The organism is Streptomyces sp. NPDC093221 (assembly GCF_044753885.1).
In the GTDB taxonomy this organism is placed as follows: domain Bacteria; phylum Actinomycetota; class Actinomycetes; order Streptomycetales; family Streptomycetaceae; genus Actinacidiphila.
Genome location: NZ_JBIVOA010000001.1, coordinates 802,003 through 816,907, shown reverse-complemented (window position 1 = coordinate 816,907; position 14,905 = coordinate 802,003). Strand labels below are relative to the sequence as shown.

At 71.8% G+C, this 14,905-nt stretch carries 12 protein-coding genes; 8 read left to right on the top strand and 4 right to left on the bottom strand.

The features are described 5' to 3' along the window. Positions 1-72: 72 nt before the first annotated feature. The 3 genes from ACIQCJ_RS03645 to ACIQCJ_RS03635 all read right to left on the bottom strand — a co-directional run bounded on the left by ACIQCJ_RS03645 (position 73) and on the right by ACIQCJ_RS03635 (position 4,735). The gene (locus ACIQCJ_RS03645) at positions 73-1,893 is read right to left on the bottom strand and encodes a glycine betaine ABC transporter substrate-binding protein (RefSeq protein ID WP_391162545.1); all 1,821 of its coding nucleotides are present in this window, start codon (positions 1,891-1,893) and stop codon (positions 73-75) included. Continuing rightward, positions 1,886-3,181, bottom strand: coding sequence for a glycine betaine/L-proline ABC transporter ATP-binding protein (locus tag ACIQCJ_RS03640; protein ID WP_402710593.1), 1,296 nt, complete (start codon positions 3,179-3,181; stop codon positions 1,886-1,888). The genes ACIQCJ_RS03645 and ACIQCJ_RS03640 overlap by 8 nt, the downstream gene beginning before the upstream one ends. 198 nt (positions 3,182-3,379) lie before the next feature. Continuing rightward, positions 3,380-4,735 (bottom strand): MFS transporter, encoded by a 1,356-nt coding sequence (locus ACIQCJ_RS03635; protein ID WP_402710592.1) that lies wholly within the window; start codon positions 4,733-4,735, stop codon positions 3,380-3,382. Between the two features lie 72 nt (positions 4,736-4,807). On the opposite strand from ACIQCJ_RS03635, the gene ACIQCJ_RS03630 reads away from it, so the two are divergent. The 4 genes from ACIQCJ_RS03630 to ACIQCJ_RS03615 all read left to right on the top strand — a co-directional run bounded on the left by ACIQCJ_RS03630 (position 4,808) and on the right by ACIQCJ_RS03615 (position 9,494). Beyond that, a complete protein-coding gene (locus ACIQCJ_RS03630) occupies positions 4,808-5,614 on the top strand; it encodes a DeoR/GlpR family DNA-binding transcription regulator (RefSeq protein WP_355336345.1) in 807 nt (268 codons plus the stop codon). Between the two features lie 368 nt (positions 5,615-5,982). Continuing rightward, positions 5,983-7,428: a family 2B encapsulin nanocompartment shell protein gene (locus tag ACIQCJ_RS03625; RefSeq protein ID WP_402710591.1), complete on the top strand. Its 1,446-nt coding sequence runs from the start codon at positions 5,983-5,985 to the stop codon at positions 7,426-7,428. Positions 7,429-7,499: 71 nt separating this feature from the next. Further along, a complete protein-coding gene (locus ACIQCJ_RS03620) occupies positions 7,500-8,555 on the top strand; it encodes a family 2 encapsulin nanocompartment cargo protein terpene cyclase (RefSeq protein ID WP_355336438.1) in 1,056 nt (351 codons plus the stop codon). 63 nt (positions 8,556-8,618) lie between these two features. Beyond that, positions 8,619-9,494: a geranyl diphosphate 2-C-methyltransferase gene (locus ACIQCJ_RS03615; protein WP_355336343.1), complete on the top strand. Its 876-nt coding sequence runs from the start codon at positions 8,619-8,621 to the stop codon at positions 9,492-9,494. Positions 9,495-9,558: 64 nt separating this feature from the next. On the opposite strand, the gene ACIQCJ_RS03610 is transcribed toward ACIQCJ_RS03615, so the two are convergent. Continuing rightward, a complete protein-coding gene (locus ACIQCJ_RS03610) occupies positions 9,559-9,804 on the bottom strand; it encodes a hypothetical protein (protein WP_402710590.1) in 246 nt (81 codons plus the stop codon). Between the two features lie 681 nt (positions 9,805-10,485). Here ACIQCJ_RS03610 and ACIQCJ_RS03605 point away from each other — a divergent pair. From ACIQCJ_RS03605 to ACIQCJ_RS03590, 4 genes are all read left to right on the top strand, one after another. Next, a complete protein-coding gene (locus ACIQCJ_RS03605) occupies positions 10,486-11,829 on the top strand; it encodes a hypothetical protein (protein ID WP_402710589.1) in 1,344 nt (447 codons plus the stop codon). A 320-nt stretch (positions 11,830-12,149) separates the two neighbouring features. Next, positions 12,150-13,067, top strand: coding sequence for a DUF4397 domain-containing protein (locus tag ACIQCJ_RS03600; protein ID WP_402710588.1), 918 nt, complete (start codon positions 12,150-12,152; stop codon positions 13,065-13,067). Between the two features lie 8 nt (positions 13,068-13,075). Beyond that, positions 13,076-13,729: a class F sortase gene (locus tag ACIQCJ_RS03595; protein ID WP_355336335.1), complete on the top strand. Its 654-nt coding sequence runs from the start codon at positions 13,076-13,078 to the stop codon at positions 13,727-13,729. A gap of 692 nt (positions 13,730-14,421) precedes the next feature. After that, positions 14,422-14,715, top strand: a complete 294-nt coding sequence (locus ACIQCJ_RS03590; RefSeq protein WP_355336333.1) for a lactococcin 972 family bacteriocin — start codon at positions 14,422-14,424, stop codon at positions 14,713-14,715. Positions 14,716-14,905 lie beyond the last annotated feature (190 nt).

The following is a 14,905-nucleotide window of genomic DNA, read 5'->3' as shown; positions in this document are numbered from 1 at the left end:
CCCCGGCTGTCCGGGCGCGATGCGGTACGGATTCCGCGAACCCCTCTTCCGCGTCGTCGGCGTGACGGGGGGTCAGCCGGTGGCGGTCACCGGCGCCATCTTGTCGGCGATCCCCGGATTCTTCGCGAGCCACTTCTTGACGCCCGCCGCCGTGTTGTCCTGGCCGGCGGACTGGATGTCGGCCTCCAGGGAGCTGAGCTGCTCCTCGGTGAGGTGGAAGTCCTTCATCCAGGCGGTGACCTGCGGCAGCTTGTCCGCCCGGCCCTTGTTGGCCAGATTGTGGATGGAGTCGGCCTTGCCCCACAGGCCCTTGGGGTCGGCGAGCTTGGTCAGCTCGTACGTGCTGTAGGCCCAGTGCGGGGACCACAGGACGACGGCGACCGGCTTGTGCTGCGCGTAGTCCCGCTTCAGCTCGGCGAGCATGGCGGAGGTGGAGCTGCTGACGACCTTGTACTCGCTGTCGAGGCCGTAGCCCTTGAGCACCGTGGAGTTGAGCAGCTTCATCTCGCCCGCGCCCGGCTCGATGCCGATGATCTTGCCGCCGAACTCCTTGCCCCGGCCCTTGAGATCGGCCATGGACGAGACGCCCTTGACGTAGGACGGGACGGAGACCTCCAGGGACGTCTGGTCGTACCACTTGCCGAGGTCGGCGTAGTCCTTGCCGTACTGCTGGAGGTAGGACGCGTGCGTGGTGGGCAGCCAGGCGTCGGTGAGGTAGTCGAAGTTGCCGGTGGACAGGCCGGTGAAGGCGGCGCCGGGGTCGTAGGTGTTGACCTGGGCCTTGTAGCCGCGCGAGTCCAGGACTTCCTTCCACAGGTTGGCCGACGCGATGGACTCGTCCCAGTTGAAGGAGCCGATCTTGACCGTCCGGCCCTTGCCGACGTCCGCCGAACCGGCCGTCGCGGGGCCGTCGTCGGAGTCGCCGCCGAAGATGCCGGTGCCGCAGGCGATCAGGGCGAGCGCGACGACGGCGGACAGGCCGACGGCGGGGCGCGGGCGGTAGCGCAGCACGCTCAGGCCGCGCGTCGGGAGCTTCGCGCGGGCCAGCGCGAGGGCGCGGCGGCCCAGCGGCGAGACCTGGTCGCCGAGCGCGCCGGTGATCCGGTCGAGGTAGATGGCCAGGATGACCACCGCGATGCCGCCCTCGAAGCCGAGGCCGATGTTGACCTGGCTGATCGCGCCGAAGACGGTCGAGCCGAGTCCTTCGGCGCCGACCATGCCGCCGATGACGACCATCGACAGCGTCAGCATGATGACCTGGTTGACGCCCGCCATGATGGTCGGCAGCGCCAGCGGCAACTGCACGCGCATCAGCGTGCGGCCCGGCGACGTACCGAACGCGTCGGCGGCCTCGACCAGTTCCTCGTCCACCTGCCGGATGCCCAGCTCGGTCATCCGGACGCCGACCGGCATCGCGAAGACGATGCAGGCGATGACGGCCGGGACCGTGCCGAGGCTGAAGAAGATGATCGCCGGGATCAGGTACACGAAGGCGGGCAGCGTCTGCATGACGTCGAGCACCGGCCGGACGACCATGCTCGCGGTCCGGCTGCGCGCCGCCCAGATGCCCAGCGGCACCGCGAGCAGCAGGGCCACGACACCGGAGACGACGACCAGGGACAGCGACTGCATCGCCTCGTCCCACTGCGCGATGGAGTCGATCAACGCGAAGCCGAGGAAGGCGAGTACGCCCGCCGGGAGGCCGCGCATCCACAGCGCGATCACCGCGAGGATGGCCGCCATGAGCAGCGGCGGCGGGCCGCCGAGCACCCATTCCACGCCGTCGTACATGTGGTTGACGACGCTGCTGATCGCGTCGAAGAGCCAGGAGAGGTGGTCCGTCAGCCAATTGACGGCGTCCTCCGCCCAGTTACCGAGGTGAATCCTAGGCACGGGCGGCCTCCTTCCCCTCGAAGGACCCGGATTCGACGGAGCCGGAATCGACGGAGCCGGATTCGGGCGCGGAATCGACGGTCCCGGATTCGGGCGCGGTCTCGTCCTCGTGGTCGCCGAGCGCCGCGAGCAGCGCCACGCGCGGGATCACTCCGGTGAGCCGCCCGTCGTCGTCCACGACGGCCAGCGGCAGCTTCGTCCGCGAGGCGGGCGTGAGCAGGCCGGACAGCGGGGTGTCGGCCTGGGTCGTCACGCAGTCGGTGTCCATGAGGTCGCGCACGGTGCCATCGTTGTCAGCCTGCGTGCAGCTGACCTCGGTGACCGTGCCGACCAGCTTGCGACCGCCCTCGGCCCCGCCCTCGACGACGAAGGCGGCGGACGCGTGGTCGTCGCGCAGGACGCTCATCGCGGCGCGCGGCCCGTCGTCCGGGCTGACCATCACGCGCGGTTCCTCCATGATCGAGGCGGCGGTGAGCACACGGGAGCGGTCGACGTCCTGCACGAAGCTGGCCACGTAGTCGTCGGCCGGTTCGGTGAGGATGTCCTGCGCGGTGCCGATCTGGACGATCCGGCCGTCGCGCATGACGGCGATACGGTCGCCGAGCCGCATGGCCTCGTTCAGGTCGTGGGTGATGAAGACGATGGTCTTGCGCAGCCGCTGCTGGAGTTCGAGGAGCTGGTCCTGCATGTCGCGGCGGATCAACGGGTCCAGCGCGGAGAACGACTCGTCCATCAGCAGCAGTTCGGCGTCGGTGGCCAGCGCGCGGGCCAGGCCGACGCGCTGCTGCATACCGCCGGACAGCTCGTCGGGCCAGGACTTCTCCCAGCCGCTGAGGCCGGTCATCGCCAGCGCCTCGGCGGCCTTGGCCTCGCGCTCCTCGCGCGGGCGGCCCTGGACTTCGAGGCCGTAGGCGGCGTTCTCCAGCACGCTGCGGTGCGGGAAGAGCGCGAAGTGCTGGAAGACCATGCTGATCCTGCGGGAGCGCAGGTCGCGCAGGGCCTTCGCGGACAGGGCCGTGAGGTCCCGCCCGTCGAACAGCACCCTGCCCGAGGTGGGCTCCAGCAGACCGTTCAGCATGCGCAGCAGGGTGGACTTGCCCGATCCCGACAGGCCCATGACGACGAATATCTCGCCGGGTTCCACGGTGAAGGAGGCGTCGACGACCGCAGCGGTCGTCCCTTCCTCCCTCAGTTTCTCGCGGTCGGCGCCTTCCTGAAGCCGACGTACTCCTTCCTTCGGCCTTCTGCCGAAGATCTTGCTTACGTGCTCGACGACGAGCTGTGTCACGGTGGCCTTTCGGGGCAGGGGACAGAGCGGAGCCGAACCTTCCGACTCCGCGTCGCCGCCTACCCGAGGTCACACGCAGCGCAAACAAGACGGCTTAAATCGGCCCCCTATGCCCGATTTAATGTCGCTTTGCGGGGCAGCTCATTGTGACCGGATCGTGTCCAAGAACGCAGGGGGCTCGTCAGCCCCGCCTGACACTCAGGCCCCGTGCGGCGCACTGGCGGCGTCCGTCTCCGTCATCGTGTCCGTCTCGACCGCCGCGCCTGTCCCGGCCGCTGCGTCCGGCTCGACCGCCGCGCCTGTCCCGGCCGCCGCGTCCGGCTCCGCGTCCGGCTTCAGGGTGCCCGCCGCGACGCTCGCGATGACACAGAAGGCGACCGGCAGGGCGAAGGTGGCGTTCAGCGGCATGAAGTGGGTGAGCGGGCCGATGACGGCCGGGCCCGCGAGCATGCCGAGGTAGCCGAGGCCCGCCACGCGGGAGACGTTGGCGCCCGCCGCGTCCTTGTCCGCGTGGCCGGCGGCGCTGAAGAGCTGCGGGATGCAGCCGGACAGGCCGATACCGAAGACCGTCCAGCCGATGAGGGCCAGCGGGACGCTGTTGGACAGCGCGGCAGTGGCGAGACCGACGGCGCCGAGGGCGGAGCCGTACCGCAGGACCGCGACCGTGCCGACGCGGGCGGCGACCGAGTCGGTCAGGAAGCGGCCGACGGTCATCGCGGTGGCGAACGCGCCGTACGCGAGGGCGGCGGTGGCCTGCGGGGCGTCGAGGACGTCGCGCAGGTGGAGCACGCTCCAGTCGTTGGCGACGCCTTCGCTGAGCATGAGCATCAGGGCGAGGGCGGCGAGGATCCAGATACGGGAGGGGGTCTTGCGCGCGGACTTGGCCGCCGCCTTGGGCGTATCCGTGGCCGTATCCGTATCCGTCGCCGCGCCCGTGGCCGTCGCCGCGCCCGTGGCCGTATCCGTGGCCGCGCTCGCGTCCGCCCGCTCGGCCACTTCCTTGGGGAGCAGCGCCGGGGCGGCCAGGGCCATGACGGCGAGGCCGACCAGGGCCGCGGCGCCGAGGGTGACCGCCGGGCTCCAGCCGAGCTTCAAGGTGAGCGCGCCGAGCAGGGAGGCGATGACGCCGCCGACCGAGAAGACGGCGTGGAAGGCGGACATGATGGGCCGCGCGTATCCGTGCTCGACCTGGACGGCGTGGGTGTTCATGCTGACGTCGAGGGAGCCGTTGCCGAAGCCGAAGACGAACAGGGCGGCGGCCAGCGCCCACGGGTTGGTGGCCAGGCCCGGCAGGACGACGGCCGCGGCGCACAGCGTGGCGCTCGCGGGTACGACCTTGCGGGAGCCGATCCGGTCGGTGAGGGGCCCGGCGAGCTGCATGCCGATGAAGGCGCCCCCGCCGAGCAGCAGAAGGAGCCAGCCGAGCACGGCGTGGCTGATGCCCACGCGGTGTTCGATGGCGGGAATGTGCACGATCCACATGCCCAGGACGAAGCCGTTGAGAGCGAAGAAGGCGAAGGTGGCCAGCCGTCCGGCCCGCAGGGATCTCTCCATGGTTCGAACGTAACGAACAGATTCTCTGTTTGTAAAGTTGCAATCCGAACATCTCGGGTGTTCGATTGCGTCATGGCGAGTACGGCGGGCGGTACTGAGGGAACGGGCGGCGCGGCGCACGCCGGGGCGGCGGAACGGCTGCGGCGGATCGCGGAGGCCGTGCGCGAGGCGGGCCGGATGAGCGTCGCTGACCTGGCGGAACTCACCGACACCTCCGAGATGACGATCCGCCGCGATCTGGAGGCGCTGGCCGAGCAGGGCGTCATCGAGCGCTACCGGGGCGGCGCCCGGAGCCTGCTGCTGCGCGGCGAGGAGCCGCCGTTCGCGCTGCGCGCGCAGGACGGGAGCGACGCGAAGCGGCGGATCGCCGCCGCCGTCGCGCAGATGCTCACCGACGGCGAGTCCGTCGTGCTCGACAGCGGCACCACATGTCTTGAGGTCGCGCGCGCCCTGGAACACCGGCGCCTGACCGTCATGCCGCTGTCCCTCCACGCGGCCAACGCCCTCACCGGCGCCGCCCACGTCAAGCTGCTGCTGCCGGGAGGCGAGCCCCGCCCCGGCGAACTCGCCCTCACCGGACCGCTCACCGAGGCGTCGCTCGCCTCCCTGCGCTTCGACACCGCCGTCATCGGCTGCTGCGGCCTCACCGCGGCCGACGGCCTCACCGCCTACGACCTCGCCGACGCCGCCGTCAAGCGCGCCGCGATCTCCGCCGCCCGCAGGGTCATCGCCGTCGCCGACGCGGCCAAGTTCTCCCGTACGGCGCTGGCGTTCGTCGCCGCGCCGACCGCCCTCGACGCCGTCGTCACGGACGGCGCGGCCCCCGCCGAGGAGACCGAAGCCCTCGCGGCGGCCGGAGTCACCGTCCACACCGTCTGAGACGTGCCCCTCAGGGGCCCTTCCCGCGTCCCGCGAACGGCGCGCGGGCAGGGGGCGCGCCGGGGTGAAACCTTGTGACGGGGGGATCACCCGAACCCGTGAAGGGTGGGGAAAACGCCTGGCGGCGGCGTTGTGGCGGCGGGCTGAGGTGATCGCGGGGGCGCGCGCCCCTTCCCGCCTCGGCCGGCAGGTTTGCACCACTCGCGGCGCGAAGTCGCCCCCCGCGCGCCGTACCGGGACGGCGACCCGGGCTGTTTCGCTGGTTCCCGTGCGGTGGGCCGTCCGGTCCCGGGGCCGTTCGGTCCCGCGGGCCGTCCGGTCCGCGACCGGCCTGTGCGCACAGCTCTGTTCCCCGTCCCGGAGGCAAAGTGCCCGCTTCGGAAAGCATCACCAGCCCCACGACCGACGAGCCGCCGCCCGCCGCACCCGGCGACGGCGCGCGGCTCACCAGCCTCAGCACCCTGGGGGCGCGGCAACTCGCCACCACCACCAAGTCAGAACCGCAGATGCGCGGGATCAGCTCGCGCTGGCTGCTCAGGATGCTGCCCTGGGTGGACGTCCCGAGCGGCACCTACCGCGTCAACCGCAGGCTCCAACTCCACGTCGGCCAGGGCAGGGTGAGCTTCGACCAGAACGGCGCCGACGACGTCCGGGTGATCCCGGAGACGCTGACCGAACTCCCGGCGCTGCGCGGCTACCAGGACACCGGCGTGCTGCGGGAACTGGCCGGCCGCTACGAGGTCCGCCAAGTGCGCGCCGGAGAAGCGCTGTTCACGGCAGGGCAGCCGATCACCGACACCTACCTCGTCGTCCACGGACGGCTGACCCGGTACACCGAGGGCAAGTACGGGGAGGAGGCGGTCACCGGAGTCGTCACCGACGGGGGCCAGTTGGGGGACGAGGCCATCGGCCAGGACGAGCCGCGGTGGACGTCCTCGGCGCGGGCCGACACCGCGGCCGTCCTGCTCACCGTCCCCTGGACCGTCGTGGCCGAAGTCGCCGACCGCGTCCCCTCCTTCGCCGCGCACCTGGCCGCGTACGCCGAGCGGCAGCGGCGGCCGACGAACCGGCGCGGCGAGGCGGACGTCCCGACGCAGGCGGGGCACCGCGGCGAGCCGTCGATCCCCAGCGGCTACGTGGACTACGAACTGGCCCCGCGCGAGTACGAGTTGTCGCTGACCCAGACCACGCTGCGCGTGCACAGCAGGGTCGGGGACCTCTACAACGACCCGATGGACCAGACTCAGCAGCAGCTCAAGCTGACCATCGAGGAGATCCGCGAGCGCCAGGAGTGGGAGCTGGTCAACAACCGTGACTTCGGGCTGCTGCACAACACCGAGTACGACCAGCGGATCAGCACCTTCAGCGGGCCGCCGACACCGGACGACCTGGACGAGCTGCTGTCCATGCGGCGCGGCACCCGCTTCCTCATCGCCCACCCGAAGGCGATCACCGCCTTCTTCCGGCAGGTGAGCAAGCGCGGTCTGATGCCGGGCCTCGCCGACGTCAACGGGCACGCGGTGCCCGCCTGGCGCGGTGTGCCGCTGCTGCCCTGCGGCAAGATCCCGGTCACCGCGCACCACACCAGCAGCATCATCGCGCTGCGTACCGGTGAGGACGACCAGGGCGTGGTCGGCCTGCTCCCGACCGCGCTGCCGGATCAGCTCCAACCGGGCCTGAACATGCGCCGCATGGGGGTGAGCACGACGGCGGTCATCAGCTATCTGGTCACCGCCTACTACTCGATGGCGATCCTCGTGCCCGACGCGGTCGGCATCCTGGAGAACGTCCAGCTCGGCAGGACCGTCGAGTGACCGGGCCGAGCGTGGACCACGCGACGGGCGCGCCCCCGGACACGGACGTGTCGCGGGCGGCGGCCACCGCGGTGGCCGCCGTCACCCCGACCGTCCCCCGGCAACTGCCCGGTCCGCAGAACCTCACCCGGACGCTCAAGGCCCGGCGCACCGGGGCCGTTCCCGGTCTCAGGTACCAGCCCGCGCCGCCCGTGGACCAGGCGAAGGTCGACGAGGTGGACCGGCGGCTCGAGGAGTGGGCGCGCGGCCTCGACCTGTTCCCGCCCGCGTGGAACGGGGACTTCGCGGGATTCCAGTTCGGCCGGGCCGTGGTGCTCCAGCATCCGGGCGCCGCCGACCTCGAACGGCTCACCGTCGCGGGCGAGTTGCTGCTCGCCGAGAACCTGGTGGACTCCTGCTACTGCGAGGAGGAGGAGGGAAGAGGCGGTTCCCACCAGGGCCTCGGCGGGCCGCTGCTCATGGCCCAGTCGGCGATCGACCCGCACCACGGCACGCCCGAGTCCGAGGCACAGTGGCGGCTCGGCATGCAGGCGGACGGGCCCCTGCGCTCGTACCACTGGGCGATGAGGGACTACGCGGAGTTCGCCACCCCGAGCCAGACCACCCGCTTCATGCACGACATCGCCCGGCTGCACCTGGGCTATCTCGCCGAAGCCGCCTGGGCGGAGAAGCGTTTCGTCCCGCAGGTGTGGGAATACCTGGTGATGCGGCAGTTCAACAACTTCCGCCCCTGCCTGTCGATCATCGACGCGGTCGACGGGTACGAGCTGCCCGAGGCCGTCTACGCGCGGCCGGAGATCCAGCGGATCACGGCGCTGGCCTGCAACGCGACGACCATCGTCAACGACCTCTACTCCTTCACCAAGGAGCTGGAAGGCGACCCGACGCACCTCAATCTGCCGCAGGTCGTGGCCGCAAACGAGGGATGCGGACTCAAGGCGGCCTATCTGGAGAGCGTCGAGATCCACAACCGGATCATGGGCTCCTTCGAGGAGGAGGCCGCCGCCGCGTCGGCGACGTCACCGCTGGTCGCGCGGTACGCACGCGGGCTGTCGGACTGGGTGGCCGGCAACCACGAATGGCACGCGACCAACACCCACCGATACCGCCTGCCCAACTACTGGTAGGCGCAGGCCGCTTCACCCGCTCCACGGCACGATGACCGATCCCAGTACCAAGAGGAGTCAGCGTTGACCATTTCGCACCCCGGCGTCGCCAAGGCACCGGTTCCGGCCCAGTCCACGTACCAGACCCGCGTCGCGGACTACTGGAACGCCGAACAGAATCCGGTCAACCTCGAACTCGGCAGGATCGACGACCTGTACCACCACCACTACGGTGTCGGCGACGTGGACTGGTCCGTACTCGACGAGACGGACCCCGCCAGGCGCCGGGACCTGATCACCACGGAACTGCACCGGCTCGAACACGCCCAGGCCGAACTCCTCGCCAAGCACCTGGGCCCGCTGAGCCCCGAGGACCGGGTCTTCGACGCCGGTTGCGGGCGCGGCGGCGGCAGCGTCACCGCGAATCTGCGCTACCAGTGCCACGCCGACGGCGTCACGCTCTCCACCAAGCAGGCCGACTTCGCCAATGAGCAGGCGCGGGCGCGCGGTATCGACGGCAAGGTCCGCTACCACCACCGCAACATGCTCGACACCGGCTTCCAGACCGGCGGTTACGCCGCGTCGTGGAACAACGAGTCGACGATGTACGTGGAGTTGGACCTGCTCTTCGCCGAGCACGCCCGGCTGCTGCGCCGCGGCGGTCGCTACGTCGTCATCACCGGCTGCTACAACGACACGTACGGGCGCGCGTCCCGCGAGGTGTCCCTGATCAACGCCCACTACATCTGCGACATCCACCCGCGCTCGGCGTACTTCCAGGCGATGGCCAAGCACCGGCTGGTGCCCACCCACGTCGAGGACCTGACGGCCGCGACCATCCCGTACTGGGAACTGCGCAAATCCGCCGACCACTTGGTCACCGGAGTCGAGGACGCCTTCCTGACCGCGTACAAGAACGGCAGCTTCCAGTACCTGATGATCGTCGCCGACCGCGTCTGACCTTCGGCGCGCGAGACCTCCGGGGGAACCCCGGCTCGGACCAACACGAGCCGGGGTTCCGGGGTCAGTGGCGGCGCGGCGGAAGGGGGGCGGACAGGCCCGTACCGAACAGGCGGTGGTCGACCTCGTCCAGGGCCAGGCGCAGGGCGCCCAGGGCCACGCCCTCGTCGGCGAGCGTGGAGGCCCGGATCTCGGGGAGGCGCAGGCACGGGCGGCGCAGCTCGCGTTCGCTCCACGAGCGGGGGGTGCTGCGGCGCGTGCACGTCGGCAGCCTGCCGCTCGCCACGATCGAGTCGCCGCACGTAGACACGGTGTTCCTGGCCGTGCACGGCGTCCAGACCGGCCGGTTCACCGCCGCGAGCGAGCCGGAGGCCGACATCGGGCGGGCCCTGATCGCCGCCGCACGGCGAACCGTCGTGCTCCCCGACTGATCCTGGCCGGCGACCCATCCGCGGCCGGAGCGGCTCCGAATACGGGGCAGGAGAGCGTCTCCGTGTGGTCGTCGTACGGGAAGGACCGGGCCTGCCGCTTACCTCCACTGAGCTGTGGAGGTGTCGTTTCCGGACCGCGGGATCTGCTGAATTTCTGCGCATTCAGCCCGCGTCCGGAATTTGTCGTGCCCGAATACCGGGACGCTCCCGATGAGCTTTGTGGTGCGTGAGTGAATTACTCGCGAGTAAAAGGATCACCGTAATGATCATCACCACTCTCGCCGCGCTGACCAGCATGTTTGATCGCAGCGGGCATATTCGGGATTCACTCCGTGTCCGAGATTGAACGGAAAGTGAGAGGGCTTGTCAGTTTCGTTCAAGTGTGCTGATATTCGGGCTGGATTCCTTTCGCTCCGAGGCGCTGCGGAGTCGGCTTCCTCAGGGGGGAGGCCGATTTCGCGGAAGCGGGCACCAGCCCGTGACGCCCCGGTCCCGGTCGTCCGGGCGGCGGTCGTCACCGCCGCGCGGGCGCCGTTCCCCTTCCAACCCGTGAGCGGTCCATGTCGCAGAACTTCTTCGAGCCCCGCACACCGGTACGGCGGCCACGGCCGCCGGGACCGGCGCTCGGCCTGCCGCCCGGCCTGGTGCCGGGGCTCGAACCCGCGGCCCGGGAGGGGAAGGCCGCGGGACCGTCCGGGGGCGGGGGGCCGTCGGGGCCTGGTGAACCTCCCAGACCCGGCGGCCCCGACGAGCCGTCCTGGCTCCGGATCTACTGGAACACCCTGCGGTCCTTCGTCCGGCGCCACCTCGGGCTGAGGCCGAAGGCGCCGGCCGCGCCCGGCGAACAGGCCGCCCGGCGGCACCGGGGCCGGGCGCTCGCGGTCACCGTGCTCGTCCTGGCGGTGGTGTCCGCGGCGGCCGTGGTCGTCCTGCGCGACCGCGGCGGCTCCGGGACCGGGTCCGGGACCGAGGGCTCCGACCGGCCGACGGCGGCCGTCGATCCGAACGCGTCCGCGTCCGGGTCGTCGTCCGCGTCGTCGTCCGCGTCGTCTTCCGCGTCGGTCTCCCCGTCCACGCCGCCGCCGATCCGCGACGCCGTCGCGGCCTGGGTGGCCGGGCACATCGGCCCCACCCACGTCGTCGCCTGCGACGTCGCCGTCTGCGCCGCGCTCGTGTCGCACGGCTTCCCCGCGGGCTCCACGCTCACCGTCACCTCCTCTCCGCAGCAGCTGCTCGGCGCCGATGTCGCCGTCGTCACCGGCCCTTTGCGCGCGATGGCGGGGGACGCGCTACGGGATCTGACCGGCCCGCAGCCGCTCGCCGTGTTCGGCGGGGGTGAGGGTGACGGGACCGAGGCGGGGGACGAGGCGGGTGACGGGCCCGGCAGCGGCAGCGGGACGGACGCGGCGGCCGACGCGCAGCGCGCCGAGGTGCTGCCGATCGCCCACGCCGGGCGTACGGCGTACGAGCGCGTGGCCGCCGCGGACCGCGCGGAGCGGCGCTTCTCGGGGGCGGCGCTCGCCGCCAACCAGCGGATCACCTTCCAGGGCGGCACGCGCGCGCTTCTGACGGGTGGTCATGTCGACCTGCGCGTCTGCGCGTTGCTCGCCGTCCTCAGCAGCGGTCACACCCTCACCGTCGCGTCCTTCGACGCGCCCGCGCCCGGCGCCGGTGCCGACGTCCCGCGCGGCGGCGTGGCGATCTGGCGCGTGGACGGCACCCCGGCCACGGGGAGCGGACCGCAGGCCGCCGCGCTGCGCGCCCTCGTCGACGCCCAGCAGCCGCCCTACCGCCCGCTGCGGACTGCGGCGCGTACCGGCGGCGCCGGAACCCCCGCCGTCCTGACCGTGCTGTACGACCAGCCCGCGCCCGACGGTCTCGTCAGCGCCAACTCGCCGTCGTGAACGCCGCATCGCCCCCGCACGGGCCGCCCTCCGGGCCCGGCCCGAACCCGGACCTCGACCGTGGACGCCGAAGCCGACCCCGTACCGGCCCCCGGCTCGACCGTGAACGCCGAACCGACCGGCCCACCCCGTTGGGCGGCCCGGCCCCGAGCCGCCCCGACACAGGCCCCGCACCCGAACCCGCCCCCGAACCCCGAGCCGGCCGGCACACCCGCCCGTCAGACGGCCCGACCCCGGCCCGCACCGACGCAGGCCCAGACCACGCCCCCGCCCCTGAACGCCGGACCAATCGGCGCATCCGCCCGTCAGAAGGACTTCGCATGAGGCTTTTCCCGCGGGCGACCGCGCGCACCGGATCGTCGTCCAGACCGTCGTCCAGATCCTCGTCGCGGTCCGCCGCGCTCGGCGCCGCCGCCGTTCTCACGCTCAGCGCCGCGGTGCTGGCGGGCCCGGCCGCGGCCGGTGCGTCGGCTGCTCCCGCCTGGTCCGGCGGCTGGCTGCGGCTGGCGCACTTCTCGCCCGGTACGCCGCCGGTGGACGTCTACCTCTACCCCTTCGGCGGATCGAAGGCCGCGATGGTGCTCAAAAGCGTGTCGTACGGGCACGCTTCGCCGTACGAGTCGGTCGCCACCGGCCAGTACACGGTCGCGATGCGCAAGGCGGGCGACCCGGCGTCGGTGTCGCCGGTCATCTCCTCGACCGTGCGGGTCGTGCAGGGCCGCGCGTACACCGTCGCCGGGCTCGGCCCGAACTCGGCGCTGCAACTGCGCACGCTCTCCGACCAGTTGTCGGCCCCGCAGGGCCAGGCGGCGGTACGGGTCATCCAGGCGTCGCTGAGCCAGCCCGCCGTCGCGGTCCACGTGGCCGCGCTGAACCAGGGTTCGCTGCGCTTCCCCGCCTCGACCCCGTACCGCACGGTGTCCGCGGGCAGCACGACCGTACGGGTCTCGGCCGGGGCCGCGACGACCTCCCGTACCGTCCAACTGACCGGCCGCAGCACGCACACGCTGGTCGTCCTGTCCTCCACCGGCTCCGCGCCCGGCCTGCTCGACCTCACCGACTCCGCGGGGCCGAGCCGTCAGCCCCACGGCGGCGTGGACGCGGGCTTCGGCGGTCTCGACCAGCGGAAGGCGGCGGCCGAGGGCTCCCGTACGCCCCAACTGGTCGGCTGGGGAGCCGCCTTGGTCATCGGCTCCGGCCTGCTGGTGCTGTCGGTACGCCGACTGCGGCGCGGCTGAGCGGCGTCATGGCGCCGCGACACGCACGGCCCCGGCCGCGTCATCGGGGAGCGGCCGGGGCGCTCGCCGTCCTCGGAGTGGTGACGGTCGCGGGCGGCGCCGTCGGCCTCGCCGCGAATCTGGGGACGCGGCCGGGCTCCGGCCACGCGCGCGCCGCCGTCGGGGCGGTCGCCCCCGAGCCGGGCCGGGTCGTCAGCCGGCCCGTGGCCCCGACGGAGGCGACCGACGCCCGGCCCCGCGCGCTCGCCATCCCGGCCATCGACGTCGACACCCCGCTCGAACCGCTCGGCCTGACCCCTTCCGGCGCCCTGGACACCCCCTCGCGGCCGAGCCGGGCGGGCTGGTTCGACGCGGGCCCGGTCCCCGGTGCCCCCGGCCCCGCCGTGCTCGTCGGCCACGTCGACTCCCCCGGCGGCCCCGCCGTCTTCTCCCGTCTCTCACTCCTGCGGGTCAACGACGTCATCCGCGTCACCCTCGACGACAACCGGACCGTCCGCTTCCAGGTGACGTCCGTCCGGAGCTACGCCAAGGACGCGTTCCCTACCGAGGCCGTCTACGCCCCGCGCCCCGACCCCCAACTCCGCCTGATCACCTGCGGCGGCCGTTTCACCGGCCACACCTACCTCGACAACATCGTCGTCTTCGCCCGCCTCCTGCCCTGAGGCCGCCCGCCTCGTCCCCCGCGACACAGCGCGCCGTGAGGATTCCGAATGCGTTTCGCGGGAGCGGTCTGACATTCCCGCAACACCGTTCCGGATAGCCGTACTTCGCGGAAAACGGAATGCCGCACCTTACTTGCAGCGTGAATCAAGTTGAATCCGGAATTCCGCGCCTGAGGGCCGTTTCCCGGATCTGATTCAAGCCGCATACCGCCGAGAACGCGCCAAGCCTCGGTACGGGATTCGAGGTCGGCCGGATCCGCGCCTATCGTCGGCCGGGTTGCCGCGGACCACCCGGCACCGGCACGGGGGAGCACACATGCGTGGGATCAGAAGACCGACCATCGGCGCAGCGCAGCACGTGAGACGGTACGGGGCCGCAGCGGCGACCGCCTGACGCGTCGCCGTCCGCACCGGCGCCCGCCCGCCCGCGCCGGGCGTCCACGTACCCCGTACCGCCCGAAATCCGGCCCGCGGCCGGACATCGCGCGGTGCGGAATTCCCGCTTCCCATTCGCCTGCCGACCACCGCCGTCGCCGCCCGCTGACGCCGGTGGATTCAGGCATGGGCGGACCGTTCCGACCCGCCCGCGACAGGCAATTTCCGGAGCGCAATTTCATGGTTGCCAGTGCAACTGAATGTGTGCCAGGGTTCTGCCTCGTCCGATCAAGCCCACGAGAAAGCGGAGTTCATTCATGAACAAGAAAACCGGAATTAAGGTCGCCGTCGCCGCTGTCGCCCTCAGCTTCGCCGCCGCCACGCCGGCCCTGGCCACCTCGGTCGACGTCGGCGGCGGCAAGTGGAGCTACGACCACGGCGCCAACACCGCGTGGTCGAACTACAAGCACCCGACGAACAAGCACGCGTCGTCGGTGAAGATCGGCACCGTCGTGTTCGGCAGCGGCTGCACGGCCAAGGGCGTATGGTCCCTGGCCTCCGCGGGGCTGAACGGCAACTCGGTCAGCTACTACTACAACCCGTCCTGCTGACCCTCCGTCAGCGAGGGGGCCGGTCATGGCTGACCGGCCGGGCGGTACCGGTCGGGCGGTAGCCGCCGGGTGGTAGCCGCCGGGTGGTAACGGCCGGGTGATCCGGCGCGGTTGTGGAGGCGGGGACGTCACCGCCTCCACGGCCGCTCGCCCCTCCCGCGCCCGCCGTGAGCCGTAGCCGTAGCCGTAG